Raw genomic sequence first — 13,342 nt, 5'->3', positions numbered from 1 at the left:
AGCGAGGTGTTTACATGGATCATACAATTTGTATTAAAGAAATCGGCAGTTTTTTTGTCGGAGGAAGACGTGTTACATTAAAAGGATTACCAGTATATTCTGCTTCAATGGTTAAGAATGGTAAACCTCGTATGGTAGATCCGAATGGTGAGTTTTGGGCGGGACAAATGTATGTGCAATATATCAAATTATCCAATCCTACGGCTAAGTATCCTTTATTATTATGGCATGGAGGAGGTCTGTCAGGATCATGCTGGGAAACGACACCGGATGGCCGAGAAGGATGGCAGATGTTTTTTCTACGTGCTGGCTATAATGTATATATTTCTGATGCTGTTGAACGAGGCAGGGCATCTTGGGCACGGTATCCTGAAATTTTTACAACGGAACCTGTTTTCCGGTCATATCAACATGCATGGGAATCTTTTCGTATTGGGAAAACGTATTGTAATGATCCCTGTCAACGCAAACCGTTTCCCGGAAGTCAATATCCCGTCGATTCTTTTGAAACTTTTATGATGTATTCTATTCCCCGGTGGTCATCGAACAATGATGTGACGCAAAAGGCATATGATCGATATGTTCAAAAAGTTGGTCCGTGCATACTCATTGCGCATAGCCAAGGGTGTTCTTTTGCAGCAGAAACAGCACTTCATTATCCTCAACTTGTAAAGGCTATTGTTTTTGTTGAACCATCGTCTATGCCTGATTATCAAACATATGATTTAAGCATTTTGAAAAATATACCTCAGATGTATATTTGGGGGGATTTTCTTGATGAATATACTATTTGGAATAAAACCATTCCCGATACAGAAAGTTATTATAAAGCAGTAAAAAAATATTATCAAGAATTAAAGAGAGTGTGTCATCGAGCAGAATGGCTGGAATTACCTGAAATAGGAATTCAAGGTAATACACATATGATGATGCATGATAAAAACTCTTCTCAAGTAGCTGCGCTTATTCTTGATTGGTTTAACAAACAAAAGATAATTTAACTTGTATGGCTTATTGTTTTTTTGTATAAAAGGGTAGACTTGAGATTATTTATAAAGGGAAATAAACCGTAAATAAAGTTCTATATAGAAAATTAGTTAATTCTACAACAGCCGTCGATAGCTTGTTCTGAGGTATAACGGAGTAAAACGTATTTTAAAAAAGTACCTGATTTGATAAAAACTGTAGCATCGTGTAAACATTATTTTTTAGAATAATCTATTAGTTAGAATGAATTAGAAAACCGTACGAATGAGCATCCTAATGGGATAATGAGTATATATTGTGAAATAATGGCATGTATAGTGTAGTGATAACGGGTGTTGTTGTGTAACAGACTGGCAGATGGATTATGGGTGGTATATTATATAAAAGAAGAAAGTCCGTGGTCAGAAAAATTATAAAACTAAAAATTTTTGCATAATGTATTCTATTGAGGGCACCAGATAGGATAGGCATATATTTTTAACTTATTATATAGATTTGTGTACATTGGGTATAATCGCTTTTTGTGAATAGTATGTATTTAATTTTACAGTTGTATCGTTTAATAGTATTATAAAGATATGCAAAACAGGAAAAAGGAGGGATATCCATTGGATGATCGAGATTGGCAGATATTATATATTTTGTATAAAGAAAAGAATATTACAAAAACGGCCCAGCTTTTATACATTTCCCAACCTGCATTGACAGCACGGCTAAAACATATTGAACAATGTTTCAATGTGACTGTAGTGAATCGGGGACATAAAGGAGTTACGTTTACAACAGAGGGAGAATATCTGGCACGTGTTGCAGAGAGTATGATGCAGCAAATGCGTCATATTCGTGAAGAAGTGTCAAATTTGGATACCAGTATGCGCGGTGTATTATTTATTGGAGCATCCAGTTATTTTACTATGTTTACGATGCCCCAAGTATTAAAGAAATTTAAAGAACTGTATCCTAATATTGATTTTAATGTCACTACGACCTGGAGTCAGGATGTTAGCAAATTATTAGACAATCAGCAAATTCATATTGGGTTTGTCAGTGCTGATTACGGAGCATGTTCTACACGTGAAGTGCTGTATGAAGAACCGATATGCATTGCATCTAGCCATGTATTTCAATTAGAGGATATCCCATTCCTTCCACGTATTGACTATGATACGGACGGTATGATAAAATTGCGTATTGATAAATGGTGGCGGCAGCATTTTAATAATCCGCCTTTAGTCAGCATGAAAGTAGATCGTCTGGCAACCTGCCGGGAAATGATTAAAGCGGGATTAGGATATGGCATTGTCCCTTCACGGATTGTTCGGGGGTTGGATGAGATATATACGTATAAACTTCAAGATGAACAGGGGCAGGATCTTATTCGGAAGACCTGGTTGTTATATCATCCGGAGGTTGTGAATCTGCGAATTGCAAAAGTGTTTATTGACTTTGTCAAAAAATTTGAATTTTAATAAAAGTAAAAGATCTGAAGGATTTAGTGTCCATCAGGTCTTTTTATTTTTTAAAAATAACTATCAAATTTTTTTATGGATAAGTATCGAAACCCAGTATTTTACAGTATAGGCAGCATGCGATATCCTACAGATAGGAAGAATAATAACTCAATTGACGTATAACTGTAGATTATAGGAAAATCAGTTATGAAGGAGGAACAGCGATGGAGACATTTGGTTTAGAAAAATTGGGAATGCATAATCTAAAATCTGTACACCGTAATTTACCCCCTGCGGTTTTGACAGAAGAAGCTGTTAAAAGGGGGGAGGGAATTATAAGCGAAACAGGTGCCTTATTTGTTAATACCGGTAAATTTACAGGCCGTGCTTCAGAAGATAAATTCATTGTTGATACACCTGCTATTCATGACAAAATTTGTTGGGGCAATGTTAACAGACCTATTACTAAAGCGAAATTTGATGTGTTAAAGGGAAAAATGATTGCGTATCTGCAAAATACAGATATCTTTTTATTTGATGGATTTGCCGGTGCCGATCCGGAAAGTACAAAAAAGTTTCGTATTGTAAATGAGTATGCGAGTCAAAATTTATTTATGCACAATCTTTTAATACGTCCTACAGAATCGCAACTAGAGAATTTCGGAGATCCGGATTTTACTATTATCGCTGCTCCCAGCTTTATGTGTGATCCTTTGATAGATGGGGTTCATTCAGAAGCAACCATTATTATTGATTATGAGGATAAACTTGTACTTATTGCCGGAACTCAGTATTCTGGAGAAATAAAAAAAGCTGTATTTGCTATCATGAATTATCTTATGCCGCAGGAAGATATCCTTCCAATGCATTGTTCTGCCAATATGGATCCTAAGACAAAAGAAACGGCTATCTTTTTTGGTCTTTCCGGTACGGGCAAGACTACGCTTTCTGCAGATCCTGAACGTATATTGATAGGAGATGATGAACATGGTTGGTCTGATACAGGAGTGTTTAATTTTGAAGGCGGGTGTTATGCAAAGTGTATTCATTTGAATCCTGAAAATGAGCCGGAAATTTATCATGCGATCCGTTTTGGTAGTCTTGTGGAAAATGTTGTTATTGATCCGATTACGCGTAAACCGAATTATGATGATAACAGCTTATCTGAAAATACACGTGTGGGATATCCTATAGAATTTATTCCTAATGTAGCGATTCCTGGTATCGGTGGTATTCCCAAAGTCATTATTTTTTTGGCTGCAGATAGTTTTGGTGTTCTGCCTCCTATTTCCCGGCTTGATAAAAATGCAGCAATGTATCATTTTGTGACGGGTTTTACTTCTAAGGTGGCAGGTACGGAGCAGGGAATTACGGAACCTGTGCCAACTTTTTCTACACTTTTTGGAGAACCTTTTATGCCGTTGCATCCCGATGTGTATGCCCATATGTTGGGAGAAAAAATTGAAAAATACAATACGAAAGTATATTTGGTAAATACCGGATGGATCGGCGGTTCATACGGAACGGGAAGCCGTATGAAGCTTTCTTATACACGCGCTATGATAACGGCTGCACTTAATGGTGAATTGGATACTGCTACATACAAGCACGACACTGTGTTTAATTTAGATGTGCCACAGTATTGTTCTCATGTGCCTGAGAGCATCATGAATCCCAGAGATACGTGGAAAGATAAAGATGCTTATGACAGAACTGCCAAGAAATTAGCGAAAATGTTCTATGAGAATTTTATGGAGAAATATCCTACTATGCCAAAAGAAATAATTAATGCAGGTCCTAGTGGAGATTCGTCGGTCAAGAAGAACACATATTTTAATGAGAATTGTGCGAGGGCAATGTGAAGGAGGAGTTTTTATATGGCAAATGTACTTGTGACATCGGCTTCTGCCGGTTTTGATGAAAAACAAGATGTATTAGTAACAGCAACAGCAGGTGAACCTGGTTCTGGAATTAGCATCCATCTACAATCAAAGGTGATGCGGCAATATGGAACACATATAAAAGAACTTATTAAAAATACGGTTACAGAGGCAGGATTTGAAGATATAGTTTTGGATGTTAAGGATAATGGAGCGTGGGATTACACCTTGGAAGCTCGGGTGGAAAGCGCACTGGAACGGGGGATGAATCATGCTGAATAATGAACAGGCAAAGCATAAACTTCGCAGAACGATGATGTTTGTACCTGGGAACAGTCCGAAAATGATTAATGCTGCGGATATTTACGGTGCAGATAGTTTGATGTTTGATGTTGAGGATTCTATTGCTGTAACTGAAAAGGATACGGCACGAAATCTTGTTGCCCATGCATTGAAATTTATGAAATTTCAGTCAGAAACCGTAGTACGTATTAACCATCCAACACAAACTCCTTTTGGGATGGAGGATTTGAAGATTATTTTACCGGCTAAACCAAATTTAATTCGTATGCCTAAGATTGAAGATATAAGCGAAATTGAATTAGTTGCCGATGCAATCGAAAAAGCAGAAAAAAAATATAATTGGCCGGAAGGCACAATCAATATCATTGGAGCCATTGAAAGTGTGAAAGGATTATATAATGTAAGGGAAATGTGTAAGCACCCCAGAATGGTGGCCATTGCCTTAGGCGCGGAAGATTTTATTGCTAATATTAAAACGAATCGCACAAAGTATGGTATTGAACTTTATTATTGCCGAGAACAAATTCTCATGGCTGCCAGAGATGCAGAAATTCAAGCACTGGATACTGTGTTTTCCGATATAAATGATATGGATACGTTTAAAGATGAGGTTACAAAAAGCAGAGATATGGGATTTGACGGCAAATCCTGCATTCATCCGAAACAAGTATCTGTAGTACATAGTATTTATACGCCGACAGATAAACAGATTGCAAAAGCAGTAAAGGTTCTGGATGCATTTAACGCTTCTTTAACGGATAATAAAGGAGTTTTGAATGTTGACGGCAAGATGATTGATAAACCAATTGTTGTACGAGCGCAGCGTGTGATTGATCAAGCTGTTGCTGCCGGTGTGAATATTGAAGAAAAGAGGGCTTGAGATGAAGAATGCAATTGGACGCGAGATTCCTGAAACGATTAGAGGTATAAAAAAGTTTCGTTTATATGGCGGTGAATTTATGGCTTTGCCGACTCATACCGGTACCGCCCGGACTATACGCATTAGCTTGCCGCACACGAATAAAATATTAGCCTCTATAGAGGAAGCAATTGAAAAAACTGGATTGAAGGATGGAATGACGATTTCTTTCCATCATCATCTGCGGAATGGTGATTATTTGATGCAATTGGTAGTAGGCGCTATTGCAAAGAAAGGTATCAAAGATATTACGATAGCATCCAGTTCCTTATCGCCTTGTCATGACTTTCTTATTGATTATATTAAAGATGGTACGATTACTGCGTTGGAATCCAGTGGATTGCGGGGTTCATTGGGAAAATTTATCTGTGCTAATCCTTCTATTTTAAAAAAGCCTGTGATTATTCGTTCTCACGGTGGCCGTGCTAGAGCTATCGAATCAGGAGAACTTCATATCGATGTGGCTTTTATGGGGGTGCCGACTTGTGACCGCCGCGGCAATTGTACAGGCCGCACCGGCAAGTCTGCTTTCGGGTCCATGGGGTACGCTATTATTGATGCGGAATATGCCGATCAGGTTGTTGCCATTACCGATAATCTACAAGATACACCTGTTTTTCCATGCAGTATCCCGCAATCAGAGATTGATTATATTGTTGTGGTTGATGCTATTGGTGATCCGGAGGGAATTGCGTCAGGGGCTATTCGCATTACGAAAAATCCAACACAACTTGTAATGGCTCGGTATGCAGCAGAAGTTATGGAAAAAAGCGGTTATTTAAAAAATGGATTTTCTATGCAGATGGGGAGCGGCGGTGCTTCTTTGGCAGTCGGAATGTATTTGCGCGAAAAGATGAAAGAAAAAAATATTAAAGGCAGTTTTGGTGTTGGCGGAATGACGGGTATTTTTGTTGATATGCTTCATGATGGATTATTTGATGCGGTATATGATGCCCAGACTTTTGATATTCCGGCAATTGAATCTATAGCCTCCAATCCTAACCATATTGAAATTTCTGCATCTACCTATGCCAACCCATGGAATTCTAGTCCTATTGTCAATGATTTGGATGTAGTATTCTTGTCGGCAACCGAAGTAGATGTTGACTTTAATATCAATGTTATTACCGACTCGAACGATATTTGCATGGGAGCTTCGGGCGGACATAGCGATACTGCGGCAGGAGCTAAAATGTCTGTGATTATGTGTCCTATTATTCGGGGACGCCTTCCTATGATACGCGATCATGTTCAGACTGTGGTTACGCCGGGGGATAGTATTGATGTTATCGTAACAGACCGTGGTATTGCGGTAAATCCTAAACGGCAGGATTTATTGGAAAAGTTGACAGCAGCTCATTTACCCGTTAAAACAATTCAGGAACTGCAGCATATTGCGTATAGTCTTGTCGGAAAACCTGAAGAAGTAAAACTGTCGCAAGATCCAGAGGATATTGTTGCTGTTGTTGAATATCGTGACGGTAGTATCATCGATGTCATTCGCAAACCTATTTTTGATTAATATATGCCATAGCTGTTATAAAGACACTGTACTTGTTATTGAGTGCAGTGTCTTTTTTAGAAACGGTTTTTGACGGGATCTTGGCAACCTTTATTTTTTATTGTACGAAACAGTATTGGATAGAATAAAATAATGAAGTATAATTTAAGCCATACATATAATGGTATGTATGGTATACAGCCGTATTACGATATAAAGATGTTTATATTTTGCTGTGCAGGGGGACCATTATGTGGTAGTTAAATCAGAGGGGGATATGTAAATGAACACGATACAATGTCAATTAACAGAACGATTTTTTCGATATGTGAGCATTCCATCTCAAAGTTGTTCCAATGGCGGGATTCAAGTACCAAGCACGAAAGGACAGTGGGATATGGCACGGCTGCTGCAAGAAGAATGTACTGCGCTGGGACTTGTTGATGTAGCGTTAAGTCCTACGTGTGTACTTACGGGAAAATTACCAGCTAGATTGCCGCAAGAATGTGATCGGCAGATTTCTTCCGTTGGTTTTATTGCACATGTAGATACTGTTGATGTTTGCCTTTCACCGGAAATTCATCCGCATGTGGTAACTGAATATGATGGCGGGGATATTCTTTTGAATTCAGACCCCCATATTGTTATGGCCGCGGCCGAACACCCGGAATTACAGAAATATATGGAAAACGATTTGATCGTAACGGATGGTACCAGTGTATTAGGGGCTGACAATAAGGCTGCCATTGCCAATATCATGACAGCTTTATCCGTATTAGCTGCAGATGATTCATTGTATCACGGTGATATTTATGTTGCATTTGTTCCTGATGAAGAATGTGGTTTATACGGATCTAAAAGTATAGATTTTTCTAAATTTCCTGTTGATTTTGCCTATACCATTGACAGTTGTGAAGAGGGGGAAGTTGTATATGAAACCTTTAATGCTGGTCATGCGGCTGTTACTATTCAAGGAGTCAGTGCACATCCCATGAATGCTAAAGGAGTGTTGGTAAATCCGACCTTGGTGGCGGTGGATTTTGTTAATATGTTTGATCGCAAAGATACACCGGAACATACAGAAGGAAAAGAAGGGTATATTTGGTGTCAATCGATTTGTTCCAATCAGTCGCAGGCAATTGTGAACTTGAATATTCGTGATCATGACAAGGAGAGATATAGAAAACGGAAAAGATGTATTGTAGAAAATATAGAAAAATTACGTGCTGCTAATCCGCGTGCTCATATAACGTATGCGATAGAGGATATATATGGTAATATTGCGGACGCTGTAACACCTGATAACCGGAAAGCCATTGACTATATTTATACGGCCATGCAGCACTTGAATATTAAACCGCATACGATTGCTATGCGCGGGGGAACAGATGGATCCTTTATTTCAACAAAGGGGATTTTGACCCCTAATTATTTTACGGGAGGACTTAATTTTCATTCTCGTTTTGAATTTCTGCCGGTGCCGTCGTTTGAAAAGTCGTATCATATGACGATGGCAATTATTTCTTTGATTTATGAGGGGTAATTATTATTTAATAAGATACTTGATATAATAAAGCACAAACAGAGGATGATTTCTATTTGAAAACGATCCTCTGTTTGTGCTTTATTAAAAAATTAACAATATATTACAAAATATCTATAAATAAACACGTCTGTTATATTGACTACGAACATTGTTAGTTTTATATTATATATAGTTCGTAAAAATAGATTAATCAGAAGGGAAGACTTTTATGCGGCGAAGTATAACACCGGCGATTATTATTGAAACAGCAATTGAAATCGCGGATAGTCAAGGGCTTGATAAAGTAAACTTAACATCTATTGCCGAGAAATTGGATGTCAAAAAACAATCATTATATAATCATGTAGAAAATTTAGCACAAATAAAATGTGATATGGTGGTATTTGCGTGTACAAAACTTCGTATTATATTGGCGGAAGCGGCTATTGGACAATCCAGAGAACAAGCTGTTTTTGCTGTATCAGAGGCGTATCGTAGATTTGCTCATGAACATCCCGGCCAATATCAAGTAATTATGTCAGATGCTTGGAAATACAAAACAAATAAAAAAATGAAGGAATCCATTCATGCCTTTATGGACATAATACGTAAGGTATTATCCCAATATAATCTGGAAGATGTAGATTTAACTCATGCTGCCCGCGGCTTGCGCAGTGTAATGCATGGTTTCGTTTCGCTGGAAGCCTCCGGTTGGTTTCAAAACCCAACGGATAAATCTGAAAGTTATCATCAACTGATCAGAGCGTATATCTATGGCATAGAAACATGGGAGATAAAGAAATTGCAGGAGGAAACGTAATGGATACGTGGAAAAGAAATCTCTGGATTTGCTGGCTTGGCAGTTTTGCTACTTCGGCAGCATTAAGTCAAGTTGCACCGATATTGCCGTTGTATATCCATGAACTTGGCATGGTTAATATAGGAGATATTGCTATTTGGTCCGGGTTTGCTTATGGAGCGACAACGTTCATTATGGCGATTGTCTCTCCTGTGTGGGGTAAATTGGCCGATAAATATGGTCGAAAACCTATGTTATTACGAGCTAGTTTTGGAATGACGATTATTTTGATATTTACTGCGTTTGTTACCTCTGTTTCGCAACTTGTGGCTATGCGTATGTTACTGGGAACTATATCAGGATTTAATTCCGGTGCAATCACATTAATTGCGACCCAGACACCGCGGGAAAAGGCGGGTTGGGCATTGGGGACGCTGTCCACCGGATCTGTCAGCGGTACATTGTTAGGACCGATGTTGGGTGGTTATTTGGTGGAAATTATTGGCATCCGCCATAGTTTTGTCGTTATGGCAGGATTGCTTTTTATTGCTTTCCTTCTTTCTCTATTTTTTATTCATGAAGATTTTTCTCCTAAGACTCGTCATATGCAGAAATTTTCAGAAATTTGGCATTCATTACCCAATCATTCTTTGTTTTTTTCTATGTTTATTACAACCTTTTTTATTCAATTAGCGCTTTTTTCCATTGAACCCGTTATTACTATTTACGTTAGGATGCTTTCGGCACGTGCAGATCATTTGGCATTCATTTCTGGATTGGTATTTGCTTCTTCTGGTGTTTCTACTATGCTTTTTGCTCCGTGGCTGGGGAAATTATCTGATCGTATTGGCGCACATAAGGTTATTTTTGCGGCATTAATTGCCGGAGCCCTTCTTTTTATTCCGCAGGCTTTTGTCCAAAATGAATGGCAGCTTATGGGACTCCGGTTTGGAGTAGGAATAGCAACGGGCGCTATGCTGCCGTCAATTAACACTATGCTTAAGCAAAATACACCCTCTGATGTGGCTGGCCGTATTTTCAGCATTAATCAATCAGCGCAATTTCTAGGTGTATTTATGGGATCGATTTTAGGAGGACAGATCGCGGCTCATTGGGGGATACGTAATGTATTTTTTATTACGAGTTTCTTATTAGTGCTTAATGCTGTTGATGTATATTTTAATGTGCTTCGTAAAATAGATATACAGAATGAAGGAACAAATCATCAGCCGGCATATCAGGTACACAGCAGATAACAGATATATTATTATTATGCATCTTGAATTAAAAAATATTTTGGATTTTTATGCCTGTTAAATATAAACGTGGGTATTATGGAAGGAACATCCAATTTTATTGTATTGGGTGTTCTTTTTTTATTGTCAAAAAAACAATATGGGAAAATTGTGTGAGTTAAATAAATTGTATAATTGCATAAATTTAAAATATTAAGTACAATGTAACTATTGAACTGTAAAAATAAGGGGTACAAGGTGACAGTTGTATTTCCTGTTTTTGCTGTTTCAAGCATGGATTTATAGGGATGCTTCATATAAAACAAAAGTTGGCAGACATTAATGGTGCTGTATAGAATGATATATATGTTATAAATTTGTGTTTTTGGGGGAAAAGATGCGATGACTTTGTGTTTGACTACAATTATGGATGCCCGTATAGAATATTTAATGAAATATAGATTGTCTCAAATGGCTAGTTTTTGTAAAACGGAACACTGTTTTATACGGGTATTCAGAAATGGAAAAACGATTCACCGAGTTCAACTGCGGCAGAGTATGTTTCAAAATGAAGCAGCTGATAGAATTATAGAACCTATTATACAACAAGTGTATGTTACCGGAAAACGTGTGGTAATTTGCCCATATAGTGCATGGAAAAAACGGATTACCGATTATATGTTTGACAGACTGCAGTATATAGCCGTATTCCCATTGCGATATCGGGGACAGTGGATTGGTGCAGCAGGTATTGCTTTTCTGGAAACAATGCCGCAGCCAACAGATAAAGAATTGCAGTTGCTGCAGAAAAATTTAGATTTTTCTGCAGCACTTATGGGTGATTCCTTTCGAAACTTTTTTTTGTACCGGCGGGCAAGAAAGATACAAAAGAGACTGAAAAAACAGCTTCAATTAAGTCAATACAAGTTGAATTGTCTTGTTCAAACGGATGAAACAGGAATATGGAAATATAATACGGAAACAGATATATACAATGTAGAAGAAGGGCTTTTTTCCTTGCATCATGCGACTATGGCCGAGCAAGCGCCGGCGATGACTTTTGACTCGTATTTGAATACTTTTGTGCATCCCAATGATCGCTGGAAATTGAGGCAATTGAGAAAAAAGGTATTGGAAGGGAAGTGTTTTGATTCTAAAAAGCTTCAATATCGGATCGTGTGTAAAGATGGAACTGTACGCTATGTGTTAACCCAACGCTTTTTGGAAAAAGAAAAGGATAGGAGTGTTATCAATATATATGGATATACTAAAGATATTACTAACTATGTATGTATGGCAAAAGAACGGCAACAGCAGCAGCAACGTATCCGGCAGATGGCCTATTATGATTCACTGACAAAACTACCGAATCGTCAATATTTACATAGGTGGCTGAATCAAGAAATGAAATGGGTATGCAAAGAGAAAAATTCCGGAGTCATTTTTTTTATTGATTTAGATAATTTAAAAATGATAAATGATGCCTATGGTCATTCCTGTGGAGATGCAATTATTGTAACGACAGCCATGCGTTTAAAGGAAGTGTTAAAAAAACCTTCCTTTATTTCTAGAGTTGGTGGTGATGAGTTCGTCATAATATTACGAGGAGTATATACCTATTCAGAGATGCATATGACAGCAAGAAAAATATGTGATGCTGTTTGCCGAAAACAGAAAATGTCGGGCTTGCATTTCCATATGACTGTCAGTATGGGAATTGCCGTGTATCCAAAGGATGGAAATACGGCAGTGGATATTCTTAAAAATGCTGATAATGCAATGTGTACGGCTAAAGAAGCGGGTAAAGATCAATATAAATTTTACACGCGGGAAATGCAGGATTGGGCATTGGAACGGATTTATTTGATTGGTTGTTTACATGAAGCATTGCAGAAAAATGAGTTATTCCTTGTATATCAACCGCAAATTGATATACGTAGTGCTGCTATAATCAGTTTTGAAGCACTTCTCAGGTGGAACAGTCATATACAAGGTTGTATCCCGCCAGGGAAATTTATTCCATTGGCAGAACAATCCGGATTTATTCATGTTATTGGGGAGTGGGTATTACAACGTGCTTGTTGTTTTATGCGGCAATTGCTGGATCAAGGATGGAATGGGCGTATCGATATCAACGTGTCGCCGAAACAATTAGCGGCAGTTGATTTTGTTGAAAATACCTGTGCTGTCATTCAGAAAGCAGGCATATCTTTTCAGCATATTGGATTTGAGATTACGGAAAGCTTTTGTATAGCAGGCATCATTCCTTTGGAGGAAGCAACTGATAAACTTAATCAATTAACTGCATTAGGAATACATATATCCATGGATGACTTTGGAACCGGATATTCTTCGCTGACACTTTTGGATGAATTGCCGTTTCATACCATAAAATTGGATAAATCTTTTATAGATAAAATAGAAACAGATTCACATAGAGAGAATTTTATTGGGGCCATTATTCATATGATTCATACTCTTGACAAAAAAGTTGTTGCGGAAGGTGTAGAAACAGAAAAACAATTGGAACATTTGCAGCATTGCGGCTGTGATTATATTCAAGGATATCTTTTCAGCAAGCCATTATCCATGAAAGAGGTTTTTGGATTACTACTGACGGAAGTTGATACGTACAAACACAGGTATAGATAATTACATTATATACAATTATAAAAAGCAACAAAGGGGAATTGCATATAATGTAATAAAAGAGTATTATAATAAAACAAATGGTATTTTTCT

The 13,342-nt window shown here is 37.7% G+C and carries 10 protein-coding genes; all 10 read left to right on the top strand.

Going from position 1 to position 13,342, the window contains the following annotated elements; translation table 11 throughout:
- The first annotated feature begins 14 nt into the window (after positions 1-14).
- The 10 genes from NXG62_RS04095 to NXG62_RS04050 all read left to right on the top strand — a co-directional run bounded on the left by NXG62_RS04095 (position 15) and on the right by NXG62_RS04050 (position 13,252).
- Positions 15-1,001: an alpha/beta fold hydrolase gene (locus NXG62_RS04095; protein WP_427113706.1), complete on the top strand. Its 987-nt coding sequence runs from the start codon at positions 15-17 to the stop codon at positions 999-1,001.
- A 594-nt stretch (positions 1,002-1,595) separates the two neighbouring features.
- Complete coding sequence (locus tag NXG62_RS04090) at positions 1,596-2,456, top strand: LysR substrate-binding domain-containing protein (RefSeq protein WP_322351602.1); 861 nt, start codon at positions 1,596-1,598, stop codon at positions 2,454-2,456.
- 206 nt (positions 2,457-2,662) lie between these two features.
- Positions 2,663-4,300 carry a phosphoenolpyruvate carboxykinase (ATP) gene (pckA, locus tag NXG62_RS04085; RefSeq protein ID WP_427113704.1) on the top strand — a complete coding sequence of 546 codons (1,638 nt, stop codon included), beginning with the start codon at positions 2,663-2,665 and terminating at the stop codon, positions 4,298-4,300.
- Positions 4,301-4,315: 15 nt separating this feature from the next.
- The gene (citD, locus tag NXG62_RS04080; RefSeq protein ID WP_427113703.1) at positions 4,316-4,600 is read left to right on the top strand and encodes a citrate lyase acyl carrier protein; all 285 of its coding nucleotides are present in this window, start codon (positions 4,316-4,318) and stop codon (positions 4,598-4,600) included.
- Positions 4,590-5,501 (top strand): aldolase/citrate lyase family protein, encoded by a 912-nt coding sequence (locus tag NXG62_RS04075; RefSeq protein ID WP_427113702.1) that lies wholly within the window; start codon positions 4,590-4,592, stop codon positions 5,499-5,501. The genes citD and NXG62_RS04075 overlap by 11 nt, the downstream gene beginning before the upstream one ends.
- A gap of 1 nt (position 5,502) precedes the next feature.
- Positions 5,503-7,062 (top strand): citrate lyase subunit alpha, encoded by a 1,560-nt coding sequence (gene citF / locus NXG62_RS04070; RefSeq protein WP_427113701.1) that lies wholly within the window; start codon positions 5,503-5,505, stop codon positions 7,060-7,062.
- Between the two features lie 262 nt (positions 7,063-7,324).
- Positions 7,325-8,584: a peptidase T gene (pepT, locus tag NXG62_RS04065; protein ID WP_427113699.1), complete on the top strand. Its 1,260-nt coding sequence runs from the start codon at positions 7,325-7,327 to the stop codon at positions 8,582-8,584.
- 211 nt (positions 8,585-8,795) lie between these two features.
- Complete coding sequence (locus NXG62_RS04060; protein WP_427113697.1) at positions 8,796-9,386, top strand: TetR-like C-terminal domain-containing protein; 591 nt, start codon at positions 8,796-8,798, stop codon at positions 9,384-9,386.
- Positions 9,386-10,621 (top strand): multidrug efflux MFS transporter, encoded by a 1,236-nt coding sequence (locus NXG62_RS04055; protein ID WP_427113696.1) that lies wholly within the window; start codon positions 9,386-9,388, stop codon positions 10,619-10,621. The genes NXG62_RS04060 and NXG62_RS04055 overlap by 1 nt, the downstream gene beginning before the upstream one ends.
- A 381-nt stretch (positions 10,622-11,002) precedes the next feature.
- The gene (locus NXG62_RS04050) at positions 11,003-13,252 is read left to right on the top strand and encodes an EAL domain-containing protein (protein WP_427113695.1); all 2,250 of its coding nucleotides are present in this window, start codon (positions 11,003-11,005) and stop codon (positions 13,250-13,252) included.
- Positions 13,253-13,342: the final 90 nt, after the last annotated feature.

The organism is Megasphaera sueciensis (genome assembly GCF_050219315.1).
Taxonomy (GTDB): Bacteria; Bacillota; Negativicutes; order Veillonellales; family Megasphaeraceae; genus Megasphaera_A; species Megasphaera_A sueciensis.
The sequence above is the reverse complement of the archived record's forward strand: the minus strand, read 5'-3'. Positions and strand labels throughout refer to the sequence as shown.